The 24,361-nt window shown below is 70.2% G+C and carries 21 protein-coding genes; 5 read left to right on the plus strand and 16 right to left on the minus strand.

What is annotated here, in order from left to right; genetic code table 11:
- Positions 1–62 precede the first annotated feature (62 nt).
- Positions 63–935 (plus strand): aldo/keto reductase family oxidoreductase, encoded by an 873-nt coding sequence (locus tag O7605_RS11670; protein ID WP_269739205.1) that lies wholly within the window; start codon positions 63–65, stop codon positions 933–935.
- Positions 936–1,001: 66 nt separating this feature from the next.
- Here the strand turns inward: O7605_RS11670 and O7605_RS11675 are convergent, their stop codons facing one another.
- From O7605_RS11675 to O7605_RS11695, 5 genes are all read right to left on the minus strand, one after another.
- Positions 1,002–1,415: a VOC family protein gene (locus O7605_RS11675; RefSeq protein ID WP_269739206.1), complete on the minus strand. Its 414-nt coding sequence runs from the start codon at positions 1,413–1,415 to the stop codon at positions 1,002–1,004.
- A gap of 1,190 nt (positions 1,416–2,605) precedes the next feature.
- Positions 2,606–2,992: a hypothetical protein gene (locus O7605_RS11680; protein ID WP_269739208.1), complete on the minus strand. Its 387-nt coding sequence runs from the start codon at positions 2,990–2,992 to the stop codon at positions 2,606–2,608.
- A gap of 48 nt (positions 2,993–3,040) precedes the next feature.
- Positions 3,041–6,289 (minus strand): RHS repeat-associated core domain-containing protein, encoded by a 3,249-nt coding sequence (locus tag O7605_RS11685; protein ID WP_269739209.1) that lies wholly within the window; start codon positions 6,287–6,289, stop codon positions 3,041–3,043.
- A gap of 517 nt (positions 6,290–6,806) precedes the next feature.
- A complete protein-coding gene (locus O7605_RS11690; RefSeq protein ID WP_269739210.1) occupies positions 6,807–7,157 on the minus strand; it encodes a hypothetical protein in 351 nt (116 codons plus the stop codon).
- Positions 7,158–7,267: 110 nt separating this feature from the next.
- Entirely contained in the window at positions 7,268–7,393 is a 126-nt protein-coding gene (locus O7605_RS11695) for a hypothetical protein (RefSeq protein WP_269739211.1), read from the minus strand.
- Between the two features lie 237 nt (positions 7,394–7,630).
- Here O7605_RS11695 and O7605_RS11700 point away from each other — a divergent pair, with 237 nt between their 5' ends.
- Both O7605_RS11700 and O7605_RS11705 read left to right on the plus strand, forming a co-directional pair.
- Positions 7,631–7,777, plus strand: coding sequence for a hypothetical protein (locus O7605_RS11700; RefSeq protein ID WP_269739212.1), 147 nt, complete (start codon positions 7,631–7,633; stop codon positions 7,775–7,777).
- Between the two features lie 10 nt (positions 7,778–7,787).
- Positions 7,788–8,324 (plus strand): GNAT family N-acetyltransferase, encoded by a 537-nt coding sequence (locus tag O7605_RS11705; protein WP_269739213.1) that lies wholly within the window; start codon positions 7,788–7,790, stop codon positions 8,322–8,324.
- A gap of 10 nt (positions 8,325–8,334) precedes the next feature.
- On the opposite strand, the gene O7605_RS11710 is transcribed toward O7605_RS11705, so the two are convergent.
- The 3 genes from O7605_RS11710 to O7605_RS11720 form a co-directional block, all read right to left on the minus strand.
- A complete protein-coding gene (locus O7605_RS11710; protein ID WP_269739214.1) occupies positions 8,335–9,522 on the minus strand; it encodes a sensor histidine kinase in 1,188 nt (395 codons plus the stop codon).
- Positions 9,519–10,187 (minus strand): response regulator transcription factor, encoded by a 669-nt coding sequence (locus O7605_RS11715; RefSeq protein ID WP_269739215.1) that lies wholly within the window; start codon positions 10,185–10,187, stop codon positions 9,519–9,521. Before O7605_RS11715 ends, O7605_RS11710 begins: the two co-directional genes overlap by 4 nt.
- Before the next feature lie 119 nt (positions 10,188–10,306).
- Entirely contained in the window at positions 10,307–11,602 is a 1,296-nt protein-coding gene (locus tag O7605_RS11720; protein WP_269739216.1) for an outer membrane protein assembly factor BamB family protein, read from the minus strand.
- An 82-nt stretch (positions 11,603–11,684) separates the two neighbouring features.
- Between O7605_RS11720 and O7605_RS11725 the strand changes: the two genes are divergently transcribed.
- A complete protein-coding gene (locus O7605_RS11725; RefSeq protein ID WP_443083980.1) occupies positions 11,685–13,523 on the plus strand; it encodes a hypothetical protein in 1,839 nt (612 codons plus the stop codon).
- A 48-nt stretch (positions 13,524–13,571) separates the two neighbouring features.
- Positions 13,572–14,171, plus strand: a complete 600-nt coding sequence (locus tag O7605_RS11730) for a hypothetical protein (RefSeq protein ID WP_269739218.1) — start codon at positions 13,572–13,574, stop codon at positions 14,169–14,171.
- A gap of 41 nt (positions 14,172–14,212) precedes the next feature.
- Here O7605_RS11730 and O7605_RS11735 read toward each other — a convergent pair whose 3' ends face one another.
- From O7605_RS11735 to O7605_RS11770, 8 genes are all read right to left on the minus strand, one after another.
- Positions 14,213–14,617, minus strand: a complete 405-nt coding sequence (locus tag O7605_RS11735; RefSeq protein ID WP_269739219.1) for an AtzH-like domain-containing protein — start codon at positions 14,615–14,617, stop codon at positions 14,213–14,215.
- 100 nt (positions 14,618–14,717) lie between these two features.
- Positions 14,718–16,385, minus strand: a complete 1,668-nt coding sequence (locus O7605_RS11740; protein WP_269739220.1) for a regulator — start codon at positions 16,383–16,385, stop codon at positions 14,718–14,720.
- Between the two features lie 12 nt (positions 16,386–16,397).
- Positions 16,398–17,090, minus strand: coding sequence for a cysteine hydrolase family protein (locus tag O7605_RS11745; RefSeq protein WP_269739221.1), 693 nt, complete (start codon positions 17,088–17,090; stop codon positions 16,398–16,400).
- 8 nt (positions 17,091–17,098) lie between these two features.
- Positions 17,099–17,788, minus strand: a complete 690-nt coding sequence (biuH, locus tag O7605_RS11750; RefSeq protein WP_269739222.1) for a biuret amidohydrolase — start codon at positions 17,786–17,788, stop codon at positions 17,099–17,101.
- An 18-nt stretch (positions 17,789–17,806) separates the two neighbouring features.
- A complete protein-coding gene (gene atzF / locus O7605_RS11755; protein ID WP_269739223.1) occupies positions 17,807–19,615 on the minus strand; it encodes an allophanate hydrolase in 1,809 nt (602 codons plus the stop codon).
- Positions 19,616–19,690: 75 nt separating this feature from the next.
- Positions 19,691–20,356 carry a GntR family transcriptional regulator gene (locus tag O7605_RS11760; RefSeq protein WP_269739224.1) on the minus strand — a complete coding sequence of 222 codons (666 nt, stop codon included), beginning with the start codon at positions 20,354–20,356 and terminating at the stop codon, positions 19,691–19,693.
- A 44-nt stretch (positions 20,357–20,400) separates the two neighbouring features.
- The gene (locus O7605_RS11765; RefSeq protein WP_269739225.1) at positions 20,401–22,224 is read right to left on the minus strand and encodes a hypothetical protein; all 1,824 of its coding nucleotides are present in this window, start codon (positions 22,222–22,224) and stop codon (positions 20,401–20,403) included.
- The gene (locus tag O7605_RS11770; protein ID WP_269742606.1) at positions 22,224–24,038 is read right to left on the minus strand and encodes a hypothetical protein; all 1,815 of its coding nucleotides are present in this window, start codon (positions 24,036–24,038) and stop codon (positions 22,224–22,226) included. Before O7605_RS11770 ends, O7605_RS11765 begins: the two co-directional genes overlap by 1 nt.
- Positions 24,039–24,361: the final 323 nt, after the last annotated feature.

The following is a 24,361-nucleotide window of genomic DNA, read 5'->3' on the forward strand; positions in this document are numbered from 1 at the left end:
CTCCAACACTGAGGCAGGCAAGCGAAACATGCCACCGTCTCCGCAGCGAAGAGGGCCACACCATGAGCACCCCTACTCCTTCCCTTCCCGGCGGCGCCTGGATGCTCGGCGACCGGACCGTCACCCGGTTCGGGTACGGCGCCATGCAACTCGCCGGCCCCTGGGTGATGGGGCCACCCGCCGACCGTGACGAGGCACTGGCCGTGCTGCGCGAAGCCGTCGACCGGGGCATCACCCACATCGACACCAGCGACGCCTACGGACCGCACGTCACCAACGAACTGATCCGCGAAGCGTTGCACCCCTATCCCGAGTCGTTGCTCATCGCCACCAAGGTGGGGGCGGACCGGGACGCACAGGGCGGCTGGCCGACGGCCCGCCGACCCGAGGATCTGCGCCGGCAGGTGCACCAGAACCTGCGCTCTCTCGGGGTCGACACCCTCGACCTGGTCGACATGCGGATGGGTGATGCCGAAGGCCCCCAGCCCGGCTCGATCATCGAGGCGTTCGAGACCCTCGCCGCGCTCCAGCAGCAGGGCCTGATCCGTCATCTCGGGGTCAGCAACGTCACCGCGGAACAGGTCGCCGAGGCCCGGGCCGTCGCCCCGGTGGTGTGCGTGCAGAACATGTACAACCTCGCCCACCGCCACGACGACGACCTCATCGAGCAGCTCGCCGCCAACGGCATCGCCTACGTGCCGTTCTTCCCGCTCGGCGGCTTCTCGCCGGTGCAGTCCGAGGCGCTCTCGGCGGTAGCCGCCCGGCTGGGCTCGACACCGATGTCCGTCGCCCTCGCCTGGCTGGTGCAGCGCGCACCGAACATCCTGCTGATTCCCGGCACGTCCAAGGTGGCGCACCTGCGGGAGAACATCGTCGGCGCGGGGCTCTCGTTGTCCGCCGAGGACGTCGCCGCCTTGGACGGCATCGGCCGGTGATCGGTATGCCGGACTGACATCGGAGCGGCGGCACCCCGCCGCTCCGATGTCCCGGCGTCGCTCCGCTCAGCCGTCCGTCGCGGCTTCCTCCGCCGACTGCCGGGCCGCCGCCTTCTCGGCGGCGCTGCGCAGTACGCAGAACTCGTTGCCCTCCGGGTCGGCGAGCACCACCCAACCGGCACCGGTCGGCCCGATGTGGTCGGCGATGTGCCGGGCCCCGATGCCGAGCAGCCGCTCGACCTCCTCGTCCCGGGTCCGGTCGGTCGGTTCCAGGTCGAGGTGCAGCCGGTTCTTCACCGTCTTGCCCTCGGGCACCGCCAGGAACAGCACCTCCGGACCACCCGGCGGCAGCAGCATGGCCTCCGGGTCACCCGGGAAGTCGTCCGGCTGGCGGGGGCACTCGAAGACCTGGGCCCAGAAACCGGCCAGGGCGTACGTGTCGTGACAGTCGATTCCGATGTTGTGAATCCGTGCGCTCATGTGTCGTCCTCGTGGTGTTCGCCACCGGCGTCGCAGCCCTGCCGGTCGCCAACCGACACCGCCGGGGCCGGCGAGCCTACGAGAGGCGCGACACGGCATGGCGGGGTCGGAGGCGGCCCTGCGGGCACGGACGTCGGGGCAGTCAGAACTGGCGTGTCTGGTCCGCTGAGTGGCGGGACAGCGATCCCGCTACGGGTGCCCCGCGAGGATGAGCGGTCAGCCGGCAAGGCGGGGCGCGGACAGCATCATGATGAACATCGACGCACCCCCCTCCCTGGTCGGGCTGACCTCGTGATCATCGCACTGCCACGCCTCGGGGAGCAACCCGGAGCGACCACCAGCCCGACTCGAACGATTGACGACATCAGGGCAAGGACCAGAAATTGGCGCGCACTACCGCCGGGGCCAGGACTGAAATCATTCACCCTCGGCGCTGTTTGCCCCTAGCTAGCAGCAATACGGCCGACAGAATGAAAAGTCCGCCAGAAAAAGCCGTCAGTATACGCTCCTGCGGACGATCAAGACCTGCTAGAACCTGCGAGAGCGTCACAGCAGCCATCGCACCTAACGTGGTCCACAAGAGCCAGGTGAGAATGGATTTCAAGCCGGCGACTCCTCTTTAGAACCAGAATCAGAATAGCCAGAGCAGAGGTGCAGAAATGCCGGCATTCCGCGAAACCAGGGTCAGCCGCAGCTACCTACCGACCCACTCGAGGCTGACGGCGAGCAGTACGCCAGGCACCGATAAGCCCTACAAAACCAGCCAAAGCTGCAAAACCAGCGAGAAGTGGCCGGTCTGCAAAAATAGCCCAAATCCCCCCGAGAAAGCATACAACTGAAAGGGCAACCTGGAACCAGGCCGGCCAGTAGGTGTCTTTCATCCCTGCTCCCTCTTCTTATGACCCAACATAAGGACGACAGCCACGGCTCGTCCAACATCGGACGGATGGCGGTCTACACGCCACGCATCAGTTGCCGCTGCTATGCGCGCTCTGCTTCTTCCGTTACCCGCTTGAGGCCAGCCCGCAAACCACCTCGCCGGTGCTGGCGCGGGGCTTGGCTACTATCGACTGATCCCTGGCGACGCCATGTTCCGCCTTCGAACTGCGGCTACCGAACTGCGCTGCCGACCGGGCACCGTGATCCCTCGGGTACGGTGCCCGGTCGGCAGTCAGCTCTGCATACCGCAGTCAGGGTTTCTTCTCTCCCGTAACCGCCGTGATCACTGCGAATAACGCCACAACCAGAACAGCGCCGCCGAGAATGTACGCGCTTAGGTTGCCATCTGCCACGACCATGAAGACGCTTGAGGCGACAGCGAGGAGACCGAAGGCGATCACGAGAACAACCGCCACCCTGTTCGTCAGGTCCACGGCTTGACCCGCTTCTCGGCCGACCAGGCCGAGGCCTCTACGGCGACTAGCGGCACGGTAAGCCATAACGATCGCTGCAAGTGCGGCAATAAGCGCAAGACCGAACAAGTAAGGGTGATCAACTGTGAATGCGTAAAGTCCAGTTGAGAAGCACGCGACCGACAGGACGATCCATAGCCAAACCGGCCCGTAGCTGTTTTTCATCACTTCCTCTTCCTTGCCAGCGCGGACTGCCCTTTGATCCCGAGCCATCTATCCGGTCTGGGGACCCGATGGGTCGGGAGAAAGGAAGTCGACGCCCGTGACGATTGCCGAGATACCACTGATCAGGCAACCCGCTGCCGGTAGCCAAATCTGCGCTCCCGGCAATGGCACGAACACAGATAGCTGTAGCCCGATCTGGAATCCGCCGGCACATGCGGTCACCAAGGTCAAAAAATCCGAGGCGTTCTGTAACCAATCTTGGCCGGTAGGGTCGATGTTGTTGGTTGGGTTGCAGCCAGCGTACGCGTACCGATTACCCTTTTGCGGGTTGCCGATGAAGCTGAGGTTGTCCTGCTGGGTGAAGCGGCCTTGGGTGGGGTTGTACCAACGTTGGCCGAACTTGGTGTAGCCGGTTGCGGGATCGTAGGTGCCGCCAGCGTATCGGAGGATGTTGGCCTGCCCGAGGCCAGATTCCGAGGCGGTCAGCGTGTTGCCGTACGGGTCGTAGGTGTAGTTGGCGGACAGTGAGCCGTCGGCTTTGACGGCGGCGACGACGGAGCCGAGGCCGTCGAGGACGAAGGCGTGGTCGGTGGTGCCGATGCGCAGGCCGAGCGGGGTGCCGAGGCCGTCGCGTTCGACGTAGGCGTTCAGGTTGACGCCGTTCTTCCAGGACTGGAGCCACGGCATGCCGTGCTGGTCTTCGTACCCGTAGGTCAGGTTGATGCCACCGGCGCGGGTGAGTTCGACCTGGTCGGTGCCGGCGTAGCCGTAGGTGGTGGTGCCGGTGGTGGTGGCAGTGGTCATCTGCCGGGCGGCGTTGTAGCCGATGCCGCTGACCGCCGGCGTGCTGGTCCGGGTCTGGTTGCCGCGGGTGTCGTAGGTGTTGTTGGTGGTGGTGACCTGGTTGGCGCTGTTGTAGGTCAGGGTCTGGGTGGTGGTGCCGTCGACCTTGACGGTCTCCCGGTTGCCATTGGTGTCATAGGTGTAGTCGTAGGTCTTGGCATGGTGGTTGGCGGCCTTGGTGAGTCGGTCGCCCTTGTCGTAGGTGTACTGGGTGACCTGCCCGCTGGCTTCGTTCTTCTGCCACTGCCGTATACCGGTGTCATCGGCCTTGGCGGTGGAGCAGGGCTGCCCGGAGACGTACTTCGCGTAGCAGTAGGTCACGTCGAAGACGGTGGCCGGGGTGCCTGAGTTGCGGGTGGCGGTGATGCGCTTGGGCCGGTCGGATTTGTCGTACGTGGTGGTGACGCGCAGGGCCCAGGTGCTGTTGGTGTCGTTGGTGGCGAACCACATGTTGGTGCGGTTGCCGTCCTTGTCGTAGGCGAAGTTGTAGCGGGTGCCCCCGGCGGTGTCCATCCGGACCAGCCAGTTCCGGGTGTTGTAGTAGTACTTCGTGGTGCCGCGCCCGTCGACGAGTTCGTCGAGGTTGCCGGCGGCGTCGGGGCGGTAGGTCTGCTCCGGGGTGCCGGGGGCGGTGCGCTTGCGCAGGCGGTTGAGCTGGTCGTACTGGTAGATGGTGGTGCCCGTGGCATCGGTACGGATCAGCAGGTTCCCGGAGCCACCGTGCTCGTAGGTGACCGTCCCGGTGGCGGCGCAGCCGGAATAGCTGGTCTTCGTCAACCGGTCGTCGAGGCTGTATTCGTAGGTGGTGGTGCAGCCCCCTGCGGTCTCGGTGCGCAACCGGCCGTAGGTGTCGTAGGTGAACGTCTTCGCCGACAGGTTGTTTCCGGTCGGCGGCGTCATCGTCTTGAGTTGCTTGTCGCTGTCATAGCTGTAGGTCGTGGAGTTGGTGCCGTTTCCGGGGTCGGTGGACGACTTGACGGTGCCGTCGCTGTTGTAGTCGACCTTCGCCTCGGCGGCGAGGGCATCCGTGCTGGAGGTCTTGTTTCCGGCACCGTTGTACGTGTAGGTGGAACTGTTGCCCTGCGTATTGATTGACGACGACGGCTGGAAGTTCGCCGTCGGATTCGTCGAGGTCGCCGTGTTCGCGTACGCGGCCGACGCGCTGGCACCGGTGGGCGATTCGGACTTCGTCTGGGACTGGCCGCTGTTGGCGCCGTGAGTGTTGGTGGTCGTGCCGCCCTCGGCGGAGACGCTCGTCGCGACGTCGCTGAACGGGGTGTACGTCTTGCTACGGCTGTTCCCGGCCGGGTCGGTGACCTTCGTGACCCGCTTGTTGGAGTTCAGTTCGTAGGTGGTGTGCGGCACCGAGGTGACCGGCAGCGACAGATCCTGCCGGGGGTCAGCCACGTTGGTGACCGCGGAACTGGTGTAGGCCAGGCGGGTGGTGGAGCCCTTCATCGTGGCGTTGTCGGTGACCTGGGTCAGCGACGTCACCCGGTGCTGCCCGTCGTAGGTGATCGTGACGAAGGTGTCGTCCTCCATGAGGATCTTCGTCAGGTCACCGGCGGTGTCGTACTCGAAAGACACCTTGCGCCAGGTCGCACTCTGGATCGTCTTGAGCCGGTTGTTGGCGTCGTAGCTGTAGGACACGTCTCGCCAGTTGCCGTCGCTGCCGGTGTGCCGGTAACGGGTCAACCGGTCACCGGTGTAGGTCACCGCTGCCGTGCGCACCGACCCGACGCCCCGGTTCGAGGTCACTGTCGACATCTTCCCCCCGCTGTAGGAGAAGTCGACCACGTTGTCGTTACGGTCCTCGGTCTTGTCCAGCGTCCCGTCGGAGGTAAAGAACAACTCCTTGCCGCTGTCGTTCTCGGTCAGCTTCCAGCCCGTGCCGTTGCGGGCCAGCTTTGCCTTGAACTCACCCGGCGAGGTGTAGCCCGAGCCCGACGCGGTGAACTTCCCGACCACCCCGTCGGTGGCCACGTAGGTGACCGAGTTGTCGTCGGTGGCCTCGATCAGCCGTACGTCCACTCCGGAGCGGGTCCGCCACCCGGGGCCGTGCGCCCCGTTGGCGATGTCGCTGCCCAACAGCAGGCTGTTGAACGACGCTCCGAGGGTCACGTTCTCCGCGATCCCCGGCAGCGTCAACTCCGTGCTGGTCAGCAGCAGGTTCCCGGAGCCGACGTTCACCTTCGCCTGCAGTCGGTCGGTCAACGAGAACGACAACTGCGTACCGTTGCGCACCGGCCCGGTGCCCTTCGGCACCGACGGAGCGGCACCCGCCACCATCGCCCGCGCCGCCGGCTGGGACGCGGAGTCGAACAGCCACACGTTCGGCCCCGACTGCGGCGACACCACTGGCTCAATTCCGGCGGACGGCGGACCCGCAGCCTCCGGCGCAGCCTGCACCGGCAGCGCAACCAGGGTCGACGCGGCGATGAAAACCGACGCCACCCCGACACTTACCTGACGAGATAACACACACCCTCCTAATATGAAATTCGGCGGGCCGATCCCGCCGAACAAAAAATCACCTGCAAATCGCCAAAAGAGCGCACGATGCCGCGCGACGCATCACAGAACTGGGAATGCACCGCTCAGCAGATAGAATCAGGCGACTTGCTTCAGTTCATCACCCTCATGAGGCGACAGATCATCCCGCCGACTCGGCGGCAGCGACGCGAGAATGCGCAAATCGCGGTCGACTCTGCGAGACGCCCGAATCAACGCCCACGTGGCGTACAAACTCAGGAGAAGACAAAATAGTCCGACAGCAGCCGCCCTCATGGACAGCACACAATGGCATAGCGCACGAAGCTCCCCGTAACAGCTCGTCCAGCCGATAGTTGCTTCACGACAAGCTATAGCAGTGCTTGAATCGGATCAATGCAAGTTACAAGCTGCAAGGAGCTTCCATCCCAAACCGGGCAATAAGAATCTTTGGTATCACAGCCAGTTACTTGTGACAGTCCTATCCGAGTGGCGGCGAAGAGGCACGCACCCACATGCACCGGGGCGCCGCGATGGGCTGCCCGCGACGCACCCAGCCGACGATCCGCAGGTGCAGTTCCTGCGGCGACACGTCGGTCAGGTCGGCGATGGCGTCGTAATAGTGGGCTGCCATCGCCAGGGACAGGCCGGACACATCCGGACCGTACGCGTGCAGCAGGTGAGCCCGGACGGTGCCGCACGGCCACGCGTCGCCGCACCCGGCGCAGTCCCAGGAAGGGCGGTCCGGGTGGTGTCGGTCAGGGTCGGTCGCGACGACGAACCGCAGCCGATCGCCTGCCTCCCCCTCGGTCACCGCGCGCCGGCCAGGCACGCCCTGATGGCGGCGACGAGCACGTACGCCTCCCAGCAGTGATGGCGTCCGCAGTCGGGATGCCGGTGGTCGCAGGCGTGCGCGTGCGTCAGGACCAGTCCGCCGGTGACCTACCGGCTCACCGCGACCACCGACACGAGGACGTAACGCCCGGCGGCCCTGCCCGGCTCCGGATACCACTCACCGGCCAGCAGGAGCAGCACCTGGCCGGGCGGCACCTCGAGGTCTACCGGCACGTCGCACCCCTTCTGTCGTCGGGAGGCTGCGGTGACCGTGCGGCACCGTCACGGACGGGGGATGCCAGGTACGGCTGGCCCGGTCACCGCAGCCCTGAGGACGCCCGCAGCTACCCGCCTCGACCACGACGTCAGCGACGAGTAGCGCTTCGTCCCCTTCGGTTCCGGCCAGTCGGCGCGGACCCGAACGTAGGTTGCCGACTACCCTGCGTGTGCGGAAAGGTGTGAGCAGTCCGGTTGGCCGCCGACCTGCTCGATGGCTTGCCGGCCGAGCACCGCAACGAACTGCTGCTCACCGTGGCCAGGCAGGTGGCGGACGCCGTTCCGGCAGGTGAGCGGCGGCGGCCCGCGTACGGGGAATTGACCGCCCGCGTCGGCGCATAGGCTGCCCGTCATGGCCATCGCCTACGCCCGGCACACCAGCCTTACCAGCGCTTTGGTGGAGGCCCTCGCCGACCTGTACGCGGTGGTGTACGCCGAACCTCCCTACGAAGAGGGGCCGGACGAGGTGGCCGGCTTCCGCGGCGGCCTACCCGAGCAGGCCGAACGCGGGGGCTTCACCCTGCACACCGCCCACCAGGGTCGGGCGTTGATCGGGGCGGCGTACGGATGGACGATGCCGGCCGGGGTGTGGTGGCGCAACGCCGACCGGAATCCGCCCACCGACATCCACGCCGCCGACAAGCTCGCGGTCATGGAATGGATCGTCCATCCGCGGTTGTGCGGCCGAGGTGTCGGTGCTGAGCTGATGCGACGACTGCTCGACGGGCGGCCGGAGCCGGTCGCGACCCTGGCAGCCAACCCGGAGTCGGCCGCCCGAGGCATGTACGAGCGAGCCGGGTGGGTGCAGGTGGCGAGGTCGATGTTGCCGTGGGGCACGCCGATGGACGTGTTGGTGCTGCGGCTACCCGCCGACGGCGTCCACGGATGACGGCGACGGGTCAGCGGGCGGCCTCGGCCGCCGGCAGGCTGACGGTCACCTCCAGGCCGCCGCCGGGCTGCGCGATGGCGGTCACCGTGCCGCAGTGCGCGTCGCAGACCGCGCGCACGATGGACAGGCCGAGGCCCGACCCGCGCGCCCCGGTGCGTTCCCGCCCGCCCCGCCGGAAGGGCTCGAACAACCCCGGCACGTCGGCCGGGTCCACCTCGAAGCCGGTGTTGCCCACCACCAGCCAGGACCGCTGCCCGTCCGAGCCGGTCCGTACCCAGAGCCGGCCGTGCAGGTGGTTGTAGCGGACCGCGTTCTCGATCAGGTTGCCGGCCAGCCGGTCCAGCAGCCCGGGATCACCCACCACCGGTGCGGGTTCCAGCGACGTCTGGACCGCCAGCTTGATCCGCTCCACCTCCCGGCGTACGGCGGACAGCGCGTTGACGGTGCCGGCGGCCAGGTCGAACTCGCTGCGCCGGCCGAGCCGTTGGCCGGCCTGCGCCTCGCTGCGCGCCAGCACCAGCAGCGCGTCGACCAGCCCGTTGGCGCGCTCGGAGGCGTCGCGGACCACCGTCGCCATCCGGCGGTACTCGGCCGCGTCCGCGTCGTCGTCGCTGAGCGTCACGTCGATTTCGGTACGCATGACCGCCAGCGGCGTACGCAGTTCGTGCGAGGCGTTGGCCACGAACCGTCGCTGCGCCTCGAAGGCGGCGGCGATCCGGTCCAGCATGGCGTCGAACGTGTCGGCCAGCTCGGCCACCTCGTCGTCCGCCCCGGAGTAGCCGATCCGCTGGTCGAGGGTGGTTTCGCCGAGCCGGCGCGCGGTGGCGGTGACCTGGTGCAGCGGGCGCAACGCGCGCCCGGCGACCGCGTACGCCCCGACCACGCCGACGATGCCGATCGCCAGCAGCGCGGCCAGCCCCTTGGCCAGCAGTTCCCCGGAGGCCGCGTCGACGAGCCGCTGCTGCCATGCGGCGGCCTCCAGGGTGCTCCCGTCGGCGAGCACCACCGTGGTGCCGGGCAGCAGCTCGTCGGTGGGACGCAACGCGTCCCGCACCAGCAGCCAGGCCAGCAGCACCAGGATCGCGCCGGCACCGACCAGCAGCACGCCGTTGAGCAGGGTCAGCCGCAGCCGCAGCGTGGGGCGTAACCGCAGGGTGGGTCGCCGCAGCGCGGGCAGCCGGCGGGCCGCGCCCGTCACTGCACGACCTCGGCCGTCCGGTAGCCGGCACCGACCACGGTCTCGATCAGCGGTGGATCACCGAGCTTGCGACGTAGCGTCATCACGGTGACCCGGACGATCGTGGTGAACGGATCGGTGTTGGCGTCCCAGACCCGTTCCAGCAGTTCCTCGCTGGAGACCACCGCACCCCGGGCCTTGAGCAGCTCGCAGAGCACGCCGAACTCCTTGTTGGTCAACTCGACCGGCACTCCGTTCCGGGTGGCGGTGCGGCGGGCCGGGTCCACCACCAGGTCCGCGATCTCCAGCACCGGCGGGGCCGCCGGGGTGGCGCGACGGCCCAGTGCCTGCACCCGGGCGACCAGTTCGTCGAAGGCGAACGGCTTCGGCAGATAGTCGTCGGCACCCAGTTGCAGACCCTCGACCCGGTCGGCGACCGTGCCGCTGGCGGTCAACATCAGCACCCGGGTCAGTTCACCGGACGCGGCCAGCTCCGCGCAGATCTGGTCGCCGTGCCGGCCGGGCAGGTCACGGTCGAGCACCACCACGTCGTACCGGGTCACGAAGGCCATCTCGTGGCCGCTGTCGCCGTCGTACGCGACGTCCACCGCCATGCCCCGCTTGCGCAGCCCCCGCGCTATCGCGTCGGCGAGGTTGCGCTCGTCCTCGACCACCAGTACCCGCATGCCCGCCCCTTTTCCGCCCGCCGACCACCGACAACGTAACGCCGCCGACCAAGCCGCCCGGGACGGGTGCCCGGCACACCGGCCGGGACGCAGGCGCGAGCCGGTCGCCCGGCACGGGATCAGTCGGGCAGTTGCCAGATGCCGTAGCCACCGTCGCGCAGGCGGCAGCCGAGCAGGTCGTACCGGCTCTGGCAGTCACCGCCGGCGTCGGGCAGCAGGTCGAGCCGGCGGGCCGGTGCCCCGGTGGGATCGAGCCGGGCCAGCACCAGCCCCACCTCGGCCACCGGACGCACCACGAGCACCTGCGGCGTGTACTCGTAGCGGGCCACCATGTTCCACGAACCGTGCTCGGTCAGGGTCGCGCCGGTGTCCAGGTCGAGGGTGAGCATCTCGTTGGTGTTCCGCGCCACCGCGAGGACGTTGTGCTCGTCGACCAGCACGAGATCGAGAATGTCGTCACTGCTCCAGCGCAGCGCCCCGGTGGCCGGGTCGAGGACCTGCAACCCGCCGCCGGCCAGCCCGGCGCAGAGCAGTGGCCCGCAGCCGGTGACGTAGGTCGCCGTCGGCACGGTCACCTGCCAGCGCTGGGCCAGGCCGTCGACGCTGAGCGCGGTGATACTGCTGGAGTTGCGTACCACCGTCACCAGGTCGCCGGTCACCCACGCCTGCTGGTAGCCGCTCGCGTGGTCGGCGGACGGTGCCAGGCGGTGCCGCACCGTCCCGGTCGTCGGGTCGATCACCTGGACCTCGCCGTCGACCGTGGCCACCACGATGCCGTCGAGCGTTCCGTCGTCCCGCTGCCGGTAGTCGACGCTGGCCGCCGACAACGACATGGACCACACCTCACGGGCGTCGGCCAGCTCGATCACCCTCAGCACGTTCGGCTCGCTGTCGGTGAAGGTACGCAGCAGCGCCCGGCCGGGCAGGTCGAGAACCGCGATGCCGGGTACCCGCCAGCGTTCCTCGCCGGTGTGGGCGTCCAGTCGCAGCGTCTGGCTGGTGCCGGCGTCCTGCCGGCCCATGGCGACCAGGACCCCGGCGTCGGCGACCGGATGTACCCGGTAGACCCGGTTGCCCAACGGCACGGGCACCCGCCACAGCGGTGTCAGCCGCTGCGGGGCGTCGGTGGGCCGATCGGGACGCGGATAGGCGAGCAGTTCCTGGCTGCCGTCGGTCGCCTCGGGCACCGGGGAGACGGTGAAGACCAGACCGGCGGCGATGAACAGATCGCTGCCCAGGGCCGCGGGCACGATCGCGTGGATCCGCCCGGCCGGCGGTGCGCCGCCCGCCAGGGTCAGCAGCGCGACGAGTGCCACCACCACGATCGCCAGCCGGCGGCCACCCGGCCCGGACCGACGGCGTGACACTGGCGGATCGGTCTGCTCGGTCAGCTCACCGAGGTCGATCAACGTCACGCCTGTCCTCCCCTGACACACACCGGACGCGCGGCGGGTTGGCGTGGTTCCGCCTGTACGATGGCCCGTCGTGGCTGTGCCGGTGGTGAATCCCTCGCTGAACCCCGTCTCCGAGACCGTCGAGACGCGATCAACGACAACACGTCCCCGGCGACGACTGACACGCGCCGACGTGCTGGCCATCGGAGCCTACGTGCTGCTCGGCGTCGTCGTCTGCCTGAACTACTGGGCGGACGTGAACAACCGGGTCTCGTCGCACCTGCCCACCGACCACAGCTGGTTCGAGTGGCTGTTCGCACACGGTGCGTACTCGGTGCAGCACCTGGAGAATCCGCTCTTCACCGCCCGGCAGAACGCCCCGGACGGGGTGAACATGATGGCCAACACCTCGCTGCTCGGGGTGACGCTGCCGTTGGCGCCGCTGACCATGCTGCTCGGTCCCCAGGTGGTCTACGCGCTCTACCTGGGTGGGGCGTTGGCCGCCACCGCCGGCACCTCGTACTGGATGCTGTCGCGACACCTGGTGCGCTCCCGGGCGGCGGCCTTCGTGGGCGGCGCCTTCCTGGGCTTCGCGCCCGGCATCGTGCACCACGCCAACGGCCAGCCCAACTTCGTCTCCAACTTCCTGCTGCCACTGATCGTGGTGCGGGTGTTCCGGCTGGTCGAGCCGGGCCGGTGGCGGCGCAACGGGCTGGTGCTGGGGCTCCTGGTCGCGTACCAGATCTTCATCAACGAGGAGATGCTGCTGCTCACGGCGCTGGCCTGCCTGGTCGTCGTGATCGCGTACGCGGCGATGCGTCCGCGCGTGGCGTGGGCGCGGGCCGGCACGTTCGCGGCCGGACTGGGTCTCGGCGGTGCGGTGGCGCTGCTGCTGACCGCCTACCCGATCTGGTTCCAGTTCAACGGCCCGCAGTCCTACCGGGGGCTGCAGGGCGGGGTGTTCCACAGCTGGGGCGAGGACGTCGTCGCCTTCGTCACCTTCCCCCGCGACACCATCGCCGGTGACGAGGCGGTGGAGGCGACCATCGGCATGACCGAGCAGAACACCTGGTTCGGCTGGCCGCTGGTGCTGCTGTCGGTGGTGGCCCTGGTCCTGCTGGTCCGCCGCTCGCTGGTGGCCCGGATCCTGGCCGTGCTGGTGGTGGTCTTCTCGGTCGCCGCGCTCGGCCCGGAGATCCGGTTCAACGGCGAACTGACCGGGATCGCCGGCCCGTGGTCGTACATCCCGGCGGACCTGCCACTCGTCGAGATGATGATGCCGACCCGGCTGACCCTGGTGACCACCGCCGCGCTCGGCGTGCTGCTGGCACTGGCCTGGGACGCGGTGGCCGGCAGCCACCGGTCACCGGTGCCGGCTCCCCGGGCCCCGCAGTCCGTGGCCACCGACCGGCGGCGGCTGCGCTGGCAGCACGTCGTCGGGTACGCCGCGATCACTCTCGCCCTGCTGCCGCTGCTGCCCCGTCCGCTGCCGGCCGAGCCGATCGACGCGCCGCCGACCTTCATCACCTCGGGGGCCTGGCGACCGTACGTGCCGGACGGTCGCACACTGGTGCCGGTGCCCATCCCCAGCAACGTGCACGGCCTGTCCACGCTGCGGTGGAGCGCGCTGACCGGGCACGACTTCCCGATCCCGGCCGGCTACTTCATCGGCCCGAACGAGGACGGCGAGGGTGTCTTCGGCGCGCCGAACCGGCCCACCAGCACCCTCATCTACCAGACCATGGACGCCGGTGAGCTGCCCGAGATCAGCGACGAGAACCGTCGGCAGGCGGTGGCGGACCTGCGCTTCTGGCGGGCGTCGGTGGTGGTGCTCGGCGCGCATCCCCGCGAGCCGGTGCTGCGGGAACTGCTGACCGCCCTGCTGGGCGAGCCACAGCGGGTCGACGACGTCTGGCTCTGGGACGTACGCGACCGGGTGTGACGCGACCACCGCACGGGTATCAACCGTCGAGAGTGGACGGGGTGCGGGATGAGTCAAGACGGATCGACGCAGCAGCGGGTGCGGCGGGGACGCCGCCGCTTTCTGCTGGTGGTGGTCGCAACGATGGTCGCCTCCTTGGTCTTGGGTGCCGCTCTCGCGGCGTCCGGTGTCGTCGCCGTGGACTCCGATTTCTGGGACGGTGGCCCGCCGGGCTGGGCGCAGGTCCTCGGCGCGGTGTTCACCGTCGGCGGGCTGGTCTTCGCGGTGGGCGGCTTCTGGTGGCTGGTCCGCAGCGGCTACTACCGCCGCAACGCCCGCTCGGTGCTGTGGGCGCAGAGCTGGTCGCGCCGCCGGCAGCTGGTCCGGCAGGTACGTGGTGACGCCCCGTACCTGGACGAGGATCTGCGCCTGCTGCGTCGGGTCGCGGCGCAGATGGTCGATCAGCCCGGTTTCCTGCTGCCCATGGCTGCCCTGAGCCTGGTGCAGGTCGGGCAGGCATTCTTCCAGTGGGCGCCGGCCTTCGTCATCATCGCCGCCGTCATCACCGGGGGGTTCGCGGTCGCGGCCGTCGCGGTGGTCCGCGACGCGCGCCGGGCGAGGGCGTTCCTGGCGGCCGAGCCCGCTGACGACGCAGTTCCGCAGCTCTGACGACGGGAGTGCTGGTCGGCACGGGTGGCCCGGCGAGCGGATCAGCCCGGGTCGGCGGGGTGGTGCGGGCCGGGCAGCGGCTCGGAGACGTGGGCGGTGACGATGCGCCAGCCCTCCGGTAGGCGCACCCAGGTCTGGGTCTGCCGGCCGGTGGTGGCGCCGCCGGCGTACCCGAACCGGGTCGTGACGACGGCGAGGTCCGCGCCGAACGCGGTGACCACCGTGTCGACCAGCCGGCGGCCGGGCGGCAGCGGTGGTTGACCGGCCCGCCACTTGCGCTGCTCGTCGAGCCCGTACTGGTGGTCGGCGAGGCCGAAGCGCACGGTGGCCCCGGAGTCCCAGAAGTATCCGCAGATCCGGTCGACGTCGCCGGCCACCAGCGCCCGCTCGTAGCCGGCGAAGGCCGACGTCACCTCGGCGACCACGTCCGTCCGGTCGATCTCCATCCGGCGAGGGTCCTTTCTGACGGCGGGTGGGACGTGGGGTGGGCGCACCCGGCCGGGCGGCGGCGGGCTGGTGCGGGCCGCACCGCCGCCCGGCCGGAGCTCAGTTGTTCACCGCCGGTTCGCGCTTCTCGTCGCCGGCCGGCGCGCCGGTGGCCACCGCCGGGCCGGTGCCGGCGGGAGTCGCGGGTGCCGGAGTGTCCCCGCCGTGCAGGCGGTCCAGTTCGGCCTCCTCCGGCTCGGGCACCCGGGGCGGGTACTTGCCGAGCGCGAAGATCGCGCAGATCACCGCCACGAAGAGGTAGCCGAGCGCCACCTGTCCGTTGGCGTTCCACTGCACCTCCTCGCCGTGGATCAGGCCGATGAAGGCGAGCACCGCGCCCGAGGCGGCGAAGATGGCCGCCTGGACGAAACGTTTGTCGATGATGAAGGCGACGATCGCGCCGAGCACCAGACCGGCGAGGATCGCCCCCTCGCCGAGGATCCGCAGGCCGTCGTAGACCACCCCGGCGCCGGCCAGGGCCTCGTCGCCCACCTCGGCGGCGGTGGTGCCGGCCGCCGCCAGGGCATTGTTCATCTGCCCGGTCGCCCACGCCGCGATGTTGGGTATCAGGGCCGCGACCACCGCCGCGGCGTGCGCCCGGGGTGTCGCCTGGAACGCCTGGGCGCCGATCAGCAGCCCGATGTAGAGCAGGATGGGCACGATCGCCGCGGTCGGGAAGATCGCGCCGAGCAGGGAGAACATCCCGAGGAAGCAGAGCAGCGCGATGACGACCCCGGTCGCCATCGAATAGCCGGTACGCCCACCGGCGGCCTTCCAGCCCGGGTGGCCGACGTATACCGCCGGGGGAAACGGCGAGCCGAGGGCGGAACCGATGACCGCGCCGGCACCGTCGGCGAGCAGCACACTGCGCAGGTTGTAGTTGTCCCCGGCGGTGGCCGCGCTCTCCACGTTCGTCATCGCCTCGGTGAAGTTGTAGACCCCCAGCGGGATCGCGGTCGCCAGCAGCGGCGCCATGTCGGAGAGCCCGCGCAGCAGCAGGTCGAGCTGGAAGGTGGGCACGGCGAACGCGATGTCCCGGGCCGCCGCGGTGACGTCCGGCACCGACATCGCCCCGCCGAGCCAGCCGATCGCCGTACCGAGCAGCAGGGCGGCCAGCCCGATCGGGAAGTTGAACGGCAGTTTGACGTCGGTCAGCAGGCCGATCAGCAGCAGCGCCAGGACGGGCAGGGCGATCCAGGCCAGCCGCCACATCTGGCCGGCCGGGTTCATCGAGATGAAGGTGATGGAGATGCCGGCGAGCGTGCCGAGCAGCGCCGCGCGCGGCGTGTAGCGACGGATGTACGGGCCGACGAACGCGCCGATCAGCACGATCACGCCGATGATGAAGGCCCAGGCCAGCCCGGCTTCCCAGGCGCGCACCGGGTCACCGGTGCTGAGGTAGATGGGCAGCATGATGACGAAGATGACGATGAACATGTGCGGCACGCTCGGCCCGTACGGCAGGGCGGTCACGTCGGAGCGGTTCTCCCGCCGGGCCAGCCGACGGGCCAGGTGGGTGTAGTAGATGTTGCCCGCGACCAGGGCGATGCCGAGGGCCGGCAGGATCGTGCCGAACACCTCCCGCTCCGGCAGGTTCACCACGAAGAGGCAGAGCCCGGTCAGGGTTAGCACATTTACCAGGACGTTGACGCCGAAACCGAAGAACGCGTTGGTGTCGCCGCGTACCCAGTACGGCAGCGACACGACGGAGGGTCTGGTGGGGACCATGGCTGCTCCCGGTCAGGAGGAGGATTGCAACACGGGGGTGGTGGGCAGCACGGCGAGCACGTCGGTCGAGTCGGCGACCCACCCGAAGATGCCGCCCTGGGCGGCGATCATGTCGAGCCCCACCCGATGGAACTCCGGGAAGTAGGACCCGACACAGTCGGCGAGCACGAGGCACTCGTACCCACGGTCGTTGGCCTCCCGGACCGTGGTGTGCACGCACACCTCGGTGGTCACCCCGGTGACCAGGAGGCTGTGGATGGTCCGCTCGGCGAGCAGGGCGTCCAGCCCGGTGGCGTGGAAGGCGCCCTTGCCCGGCTTGTCGATGACCGGCTCGCCGGGCAGCGGCGCCAGCTCGTCGACGATGTCGTGGCCGTACTCACCCCGCACGAGGATGCGGCCCTTGGGCCCGGGGTCACCGATCCGCTTGCTCGGCAGGCCCCGGTTGAGCTTGGCCGGTGGGCAGTCGGAGAGGTCGGGCAGGTGCCCCTCCCGGGTGTGCACGATGGTCAGTCCGGCGGCCCGGGCACCGGACAGCAGCGTCGTCAGCGGCGCGATGGTCCGCCGCAGCTGGCCGACGTCGTTGCCCAAGCTCTCGCCGAAGCCGCCGGGCTCCAGGAAGTCGCGTTGCATGTCGATGACGAGCAGCGCGGTGGTCGCAGGGTCGAAGGTGTACGGGAAGGGCCGCGCCGCGGCAACTGTCAACATGGCTCACCTCACATGGTCGTGGCGGCGATGACGGCGTCGGAGGTGGCGACGCAGCCGAACACGCCGCCCTGCATGGTCACCATGTGCAGCGCGGCGTCGTGGTTGTCCTTGTCGGTGGCACCGGTGCAGTCGGCGAGGATCAGGCACTCGTAGCCCCGGTCGTTCGCCTCGCGCATCGTGGTGTGCACGCAGACGTCGGTGGTGATGCCGGTGAGGATCAGGTGGGTGATGCCCCGGGTACGCAGCACCAGGTCGAGATTGGTGGCGTAGAAGGCGCCCTTGCCGGGCTTGTCGACGATCACCTCGCCGGGCGCCGGGGCGACCTCGGGCACGATCTCCCAACCGGGCTCGCCCTTGACCAGGATCCGTCCGCACGGGCCCGCCCCGCCGATCTCGGCGCCGATCTGCGCCGACCGCCAGCGCTTGTTCGCCGGCAGGTCGGACAGGTCGGGGTCGTGGCCCTCCCGGGTGTGCACCACGAGCATGCCGAGCGACCGGGCGTGCTCCAGCAGCCGGGCGGTGGCCGGCAGCCCCGCCCGGGTGAGGCCGATGTCGTAGCCCATCGCGTCGACGTAGCCGCCCGGGCCGCAGAAGTCGGTCTGCCAGTCGATGCAGAGCAGTGCGGTACGCGCGGTGTCGGCCATGCCGTCGTACGGCCACGGGTAGGGGTTCGCCGTTACCGGCCCGATGCTGCCCATCCTCTCCTCCTCCGGTTGTCAACTCCGCTGCGCCGCGGCCCGGCGGTAGGCCCGCCACCCGCCGGCGGCGCTGATGTCCTCGGCACCCGAATCGACCGCGTACGCCTCGCAGAGGAAACCGAGCACGTCCCGCCCGTCGTGCAGCCGAACCCAGCCCAGCGACAGCGGGGCCGGCACCCCGGCCAGCAACTCACCCACGGCGGCCACCGGCAGCCGCCACAGCTCGACCTCGATCGGATGGCCGTCCGGGTCGGTGTCGGCGACCCGGACCAGGCCGGGCAGTCCTGCGCCGTCGGCCGTCTCCAGGCGGTAGAGCCGGTAACGCGGCGCGGTGCGGGCGGCACCGGCGAGAGTGGCGCCCCGCTCGGTCAGCTCCGCGTTGCGGGACTCGCCGGCCAGGTGCCGGCCGACGACGGCGATCAACACCTGCGCCGACCCGGGCGGCGCGGCGACGGGGGCGGTGGCCTCGGGGACGGCTCGGGTGGCGGCGGTGAAGGCGGCGGCGAGTCGGGCCAGGGTGGTGTCGCTGAACGCGGGGCCGAGCAGGGTCAGGCTCGCCGGCCGGCCGGCCGCGGTGAACCCGTTGGGCACGGTCACCGCCGCCTGGTCGAGCAGGTTGGCGAACTGGGTGTAGCGGCCGAGCACCGTGTTGCGGCCGATCGGGTCCTCGGCGACCTCGGCGAGCGTGAAGGTCGTGCCGACGGTGGGCACCACCAGCACGTCGACCTCGTGCCACAGCTGGTCGACCTGGGCCCGCAACTCGCGCAACCGGTGCTGCCCCCGGAAGACGTCGATCGCGTCGTAGCGCCGGCCGGTCTCCAGCACGCCGCGGGTCACCGGCAGGACCGCCTCGGGGTGTTCCCGCAGGAAGCCGTCCAGCCCGGCGAGCCGTTCGGCCACCCACGGTCCCTGGTAGAGCAGCTCGCCCGCCTCGAGGAAGCTCTGCAACGGCACCGACCCGACCTGGCCGACCAGACCCCGTAGCGCCTGCACGCCCGCGGCGAACCGGACCGCCTGTCCGGCGTCGCCGAAGAACTCCAGGTCTTCTGCGCGGGGCACGCCGAGGCGTAGCGTGCCCGGCATGCGGGCCACCACCCGCTCCGCCGGTAGCGGACGCCCCCACGGGTCGGCCGCCGAGACGCCGCGCGCGGCGTGCAGCACGTCCACCGCGTCCGCGACGTCGGTGGCGAAGACCGAGACGCAGTCGAGCGAGCGGCAGGCGGGCACCACTCCGGCGGTGCTGAGCAGGCCCCGGGTGGGCTTGAGGCCAACGATGCCGTTCAGCGCCGCCGGAACCCGGCCGGAGCCGGCCGTGTCCGTGCCCAGGGCGAAGCTGACCTGGCCGGCGGCGACCGCCACGGCCGAGCCGGAGCTGGAACCGCCGGAGATCAACCCGCCGCCGAAGACGCTCGCGCAGCTGCCGTACGGCGAACGCGACCCGGTCAGGCCGGTGGCGAACTGGTCGAGGTTGGTCTTGCCGACGAGCAGGGCACCGGCGTCGAGCAGCCGGCGCACCACGGGCGCGTCCTCCACGGCCGAGTACCCGAAGTCGGGGCAGCCGGCGGTGGTGGTCATGCCGGCGACGTCGATGTTGTCCTTGACCGCGAACGGTATCCCGTACAGCGGCAGGGTCGCGGGGTCGGCGGTGGCCGCCAGCCGCTCGGCGCGGGCGAGGAGCTGGCCGGCCGGCACAGTGGTGATCCAGACCGGCCCGCCGTCCGCTCCGGACAGCCCGGCCAGGACCTGTTCCGCCAGTTCGGTGGGGGTCAGGCCGCCGTGGCGGTACGCCGACCGCAGCTCCGAGATCGATCCGATCCGCTCTGGCATACAGTCGATTGTCGACAGTTGTGTTTCGGCAAACCGCGCGCTACGTAACGGCGGCATGACGGCCAGCCGGTGCGGCTAGCCGAGATACGAGCGCGCCCCGTGCTCGGACAGCACGGCGAGCACCAGCTCCGGGTCACCGGCGGCGACCGCCTCGAAGAGCCGCTCGTGCCGGTGGACGCCGTCCTGCGGCTGCGCCACCTCCGCCTCGCGGCGCAGGTTGATCGCCATGTACAGCTGCAACTTCACCAGTATCGAGTCGTACACGGCCGAGAGCTGCCGATTGCCGGCCAGCGCCACCAGCGCGACGTGGAACGCCCGGTGCGACTCGGCGACCGCGAGCCGATCGCCGTCCCGGGTCGCCCCCCGCATCTGGTCCAGCGCCGCCCGCAGTCCGGCGAGGTCACTGTCCCGACGCACCGGGACAGCCGACCGCACTGCGAAGCGTTCCAGCACGTCACGCAGCTCGTACAGCTCCCGCACGTCGCGATCGGACAGGGTCGCGACCCGGACCCCCCGGCGCGGGACGTGCTCGACCAGACCCCGCTGCGCCAGCAGCCGCAACGCCTCACGCAGCGGCGCGCGGCTGATTCCGAGCCGCCGGGTCAGTTGCTCCTCCACCAGCCGTTCGCCGGGATCACTCCGGCCACTGAGGATCTCCCGGGTCAGCCGGGCGGCGGCGAGCTCCACCAGACTGACACTCTCCAGCTCGCCCTCCGCCGGCGATGCGGCCACGTCGTTCACCCCGACGAGTGTGCCACCTGCCGCCGCAGCCTCCGGCGGACGCGTCAGGCCACGAGAGGCCGGACATCCCAGACGAGGGCACCGTCGATCTCTCGGGCGGGGCCGAGCAGCGCCTCCATCGTCCGGCGCACCGGGTCACCGTGGTGCAGCCCACCCTGGACCACCACGGCCGCCCGCCAGTGCCTCAGATCTGCCACCGCCTGCCGGCGGTCGGTGTCGCTGATCGGCGGCACCTCACCGGTGTCGGCCACCCGGCGCAGCAGCAGCGACGTGGGCCGGTCCGGGGCGCCCCACCGGGCCGCCGGATCGTCCGGCGAACGGGGGCCGATGAAGAATCCACCCGGTGCGGTGAAGGCCAGGTCGGTGCGGGCGGACCAGAGCATGGCCGGGCTCTGGCCCGCGTTGGTCACCGGCGGCACGGCCACCACGGTCCGCCCCGCCGGCACGTAGGCCCGCCAGGTGCCCTCCGCCACGAACGCCGGCACCTGCCAGACCGGGACGGTACGGATCGGGGTCGGGGTCAGCGGCAGCAACGCGGCGGCCACCGCGCCGGCCCAGAGCAGCCGCACCGGCACCGCGTCCGGTCGCGTCGCGGTGCCGACCGGCTGACGTCGCACCCGGTCCACCGAGAGGGCGAGCAGGATGCCCAGCACCGGCACGCAGACCAGCGCGAACCGGGCCGGCACCACGTGGTCGAGCAGAGGCAGCTCGGCGATCAGCCGGTACGGGCCGGGCAGGTCGGTCAACGCTCCGTCGAGGCGTACCCGGGGGCCGAGGGAGAGCAGGGCGAACACCACTGCGCAGCCGGCCAACGCCCGGACCAGCGGCCGATGCCACAGCCACACCGTCACGACCAGGGCCAGCACCAGCAGACCCGGCCCGAAGAAGGAGTTCTCCTCGGTGGCGTTGGGTGCCAACAGGGCCGGCAGGCGGTGGTCACCGAAGACGGTCTGCCGGGCGGTGGCGGTGAACGACGCGGCGTCCAACTGGAAGCCGTACGCGTGGAACGGCATCCCCCGGTAGTGGCCGGGGCCGAAGAACTGGAACCACAGCGGGTAGGCCAGCAGCGCCGCCGCCACCACCGCGCCGACCGCGATCCGGCCGGCCGTGGCCGGGGCGAGCCGGCGCGCGGCGGCCCGGTCGGCCAGCGCGTACCCCACGACGAGGACTCCGGCGGCGAGCGCCACCAGGAGCAGCACCTCCTCGCCGAGGAAGACCTGGTACGTCACGACCAGACCGAGCAGCACACCGGGGCGCCACACCCGCGACCACGTGCCCGACGAGGACGCGTTCGCATCGGCGGGGTCGGGGGCGAACACCAGTGCCAGGATCACCGGCACCAGGAACTGGGCGGCCATGTGCAGGTGCGATCCGGCCTGCGCGACCATGCCGGGCGCGAAGCCGCAGACCAGCCCGCCGACCGCGGCGGCCAGCCGGGATTGAACCAACCGGCGGCGCAGCAGTACGTACCAGGCGGTGGCCGTACCGGCCAGGCACCCGATCACCGCCACCCCGAACGCCACCTGCGAGCCGAACAGCAGGGTGACCGGGGCCAGCGGAACGCCGAGGCCGAGCACCGAGGTGTTGGCCATCAGGTTCACCCCGTCGGGCACGTTCAGCGCTTCGCTCCACAGTGGATGCGCCCGGCCGGACACGACCCGGGCGGCGTGGGCCAGCATCCACTCGAAGAGAATCTGGTCCCCGGCCTGGTGGAAGAGCCGGTCCGGTCGGCCCCACTGCCGGCTGGTCAGCCAGCCGGCCAGCGCCAGGTAGCCGGCCACCACAACCAGGCCAGGCGTACCCGGGCGGAGCCGCCACCGGCGTCGGGGGCGGGCCCGCGCCTCCCGGTCGAGCGTACCGAGCGACATCAGGCCCGAGGGTCGGTGAGCGAGCGTACGTCCCACACCCAGACGTCCAGTTCGAGCCGGGCCGGCCCGACCAGTTGCTCGACGGTCTGCCGCAGTGACTCCGAATGCGGCTGCCGGACCGGCAGCACCAGGATCGCCGCCCGCCAGTACCGCAGCTCGTCCAGGGACCGGCGCCGCTGGCGGTCGGTCAGCTCAGGGGTCCGGCCGGTGGTGGCGACCTCCTCCAGCAGCTTCCCGATGCCACTGGGTCGGCCACCGAAGCGACCGGGGTCGCCGGTGTTGCCGTTGCGGGGGGCGAGGAAGTAGCCACCGGGGATCTTGAAATCGAGGTTGGTGGCGGCGGCCCAGCGCATGCCGTGGGTGTTGCCCATGCTCGGCACCGGGATCGGCACCAGGGTCTGGTCCGGCGCGACGTAGGCGCGCCACCGGTCGGAGGTGATGAAATCCGGCACCGGCGGTCGGGACGTCATCGGCAGCGGCATGGGGGTGATCGGCAGCAACGCGAGCACCAGACCGGCGGCGGTGAGCGTACGCACCGTCCGCCGGTCCATGGACAGCGTGCTGGTCCGCTCGATGGCCAGGGCCAGCAGGATCGCCACCACCACGCTGGTGATCATGCCGAATCGGGTCGGCACCACCGCGTCGAGCAGCGGCAGCCGGACCAGCCACTCCCAGGGACCGACGACCAATTCCCGGTCCCACCAGCTGATCCGCTCGCCCAGGGACAGGATGGTGTAGAAGGCGGCGGTCGCGGCGAGCGCCCGGACCAGCACCTCCCGCCGGAGCCAGAGGACGATCCCGACGGCGATCAGCGCCAGACTCCACCCGAAGAACGCGTTCTCCTCCGAGTAGTTCGGCGCGAGGTTGACGTTCGCCCGCTGGTTGCCGCCGATGGTGGGTGAGCCCGGGGCGAAGTAGGCGGCGATGTCGTTGCCGTAGTCACGCACGGCGTCACTGAGCCCGTGATACGCCATCGGGCCGGCGAACTGGATGTACAGCGGGTACGCCAGCAGTGCGCCGGCGATCACCGTGCAGGTGGCCAGCGCCTTGGCCAACGGTCGCCAGGCCGCCGACCAGAGCCCGGGTCGCTGGACGAGCACCGCGATCAGGAAGATCCCGCAGCCCATCGCGGTGAAGAGCAGGATCTCCTCGTTGATGAACGCCTGCACGGTGACCAGCAGGGCCAGCAGCGCACCGTCCCGGTACGGTCGGGTCGACCTCGTGATCACCATGACCCGCCACACGATGAACGGCAGCAGGAACTGGCTGATGATGTTCGGGTGCCAGCTGGCGTGCGACAACATCGCCGGTGAGAAGCCGCAGAACCAGCCGCCCACCACCGCGGCGAACCGGTTGCTCACCACGTGCCGGGACAGCACGAAGTACCAGGCCGAGGCGGTCCCGGCGAGACCGAGCGTGACCAGCAGCACGAAGGTCACGGCCGGTCCGAACAGCAGGGTCACCGGCACCATCGGGATGCCCAGGGCGAGGATGGCCGTGTTGGCCATCAGGTTGACCCCGTCGGGGTAGTTGAACTGCTCGGTGAAGAAGGGGAACTCACCGTGCAGGACCACTCGTACCGAGTGGGCGAGGAAGAACTGCACCTGGGCCGGGTCGCTGCTGTAGAGCGAGGCCACCCGCCCGGCCGGGTCCATCCAGATCTGGCTGGTCACCCAGAGCGCGGTCACCAGGAACCCGCCGAAGACGGCGAGATCCCGTCGCCGGGGAGTCCACCGGAACCGGCGTCGGCGGTCCGGAGCGGCCTCGACGCCGTCGGCACCCCGCGTACCGTCGGCCGGCGCGGTCTCCGGCAACTGCCGGTCCGCCCCGCCCTCGGTGGCGGGTGCCTCGGTGGCGTCGATCGCCACGGCCTGGACCGTGGCCGGCTCGACGATGGGTGCGGTCCCCAGTGTGCGCGCGATGGCCGCGTCGGCGTCGTTGCGCACCTCGTCACCCACGGTGACAACTTCGGACGGAGAGTCGGCGACGTCGGCGGATCTCGGCAGCGCGGCGGCGCGGGTCTCGGCAGGCGTCACAGTCGGCGGAGTCTACCCGAGTGGGGAAAGTGCCCCAAGTCAGACGCGGTGTCCCCTGTGGCCGGTGTGGTGACCGCGCGACGCAGCGTACGGTGCCCCGA

It is taken from the genome of Verrucosispora sp. WMMA2121 (genome assembly GCF_027460185.1).
GTDB lineage: Bacteria > Actinomycetota > Actinomycetes > Mycobacteriales > Micromonosporaceae > Micromonospora > Micromonospora palythoicola.

Excerpts from the sequence above, each read along its gene's own strand:
- O7605_RS11735 (WP_269739219.1), bottom strand. The coding sequence starts at position 14,617 with ATGGAGATCGACCGGACGGACGTGGTCGCCGAGGTGACGTCGGCCTTC.
- O7605_RS11670 (WP_269739205.1), top strand. The coding sequence starts at position 63 with ATGAGCACCCCTACTCCTTCCCTTCCCGGCGGCGCCTGGATGCTCGGC.
- O7605_RS11715 (WP_269739215.1), bottom strand. The coding sequence starts at position 10,187 with ATGCGGGTACTGGTGGTCGAGGACGAGCGCAACCTCGCCGACGCGATA.
- O7605_RS11765 (WP_269739225.1), bottom strand. The coding sequence starts at position 22,224 with ATGTCGCTCGGTACGCTCGACCGGGAGGCGCGGGCCCGCCCCCGACGC.
- O7605_RS11705 (WP_269739213.1), top strand. The coding sequence starts at position 7,788 with ATGGCCATCGCCTACGCCCGGCACACCAGCCTTACCAGCGCTTTGGTG.
- atzF (WP_269739223.1), bottom strand. The coding sequence starts at position 19,615 with ATGCCAGAGCGGATCGGATCGATCTCGGAGCTGCGGTCGGCGTACCGC.
- O7605_RS11740 (WP_269739220.1), bottom strand. The coding sequence starts at position 16,385 with ATGGTCCCCACCAGACCCTCCGTCGTGTCGCTGCCGTACTGGGTACGC.
- biuH (WP_269739222.1), bottom strand. The coding sequence starts at position 17,788 with ATGGGCAGCATCGGGCCGGTAACGGCGAACCCCTACCCGTGGCCGTAC.
- O7605_RS11730 (WP_269739218.1), top strand. The coding sequence starts at position 13,572 with ATGAGTCAAGACGGATCGACGCAGCAGCGGGTGCGGCGGGGACGCCGC.
- O7605_RS11675 (WP_269739206.1), bottom strand. The coding sequence starts at position 1,415 with ATGAGCGCACGGATTCACAACATCGGAATCGACTGTCACGACACGTAC.
- O7605_RS11680 (WP_269739208.1), bottom strand. The coding sequence starts at position 2,992 with ATGAAAAACAGCTACGGGCCGGTTTGGCTATGGATCGTCCTGTCGGTC.
- O7605_RS11745 (WP_269739221.1), bottom strand. The coding sequence starts at position 17,090 with ATGTTGACAGTTGCCGCGGCGCGGCCCTTCCCGTACACCTTCGACCCT.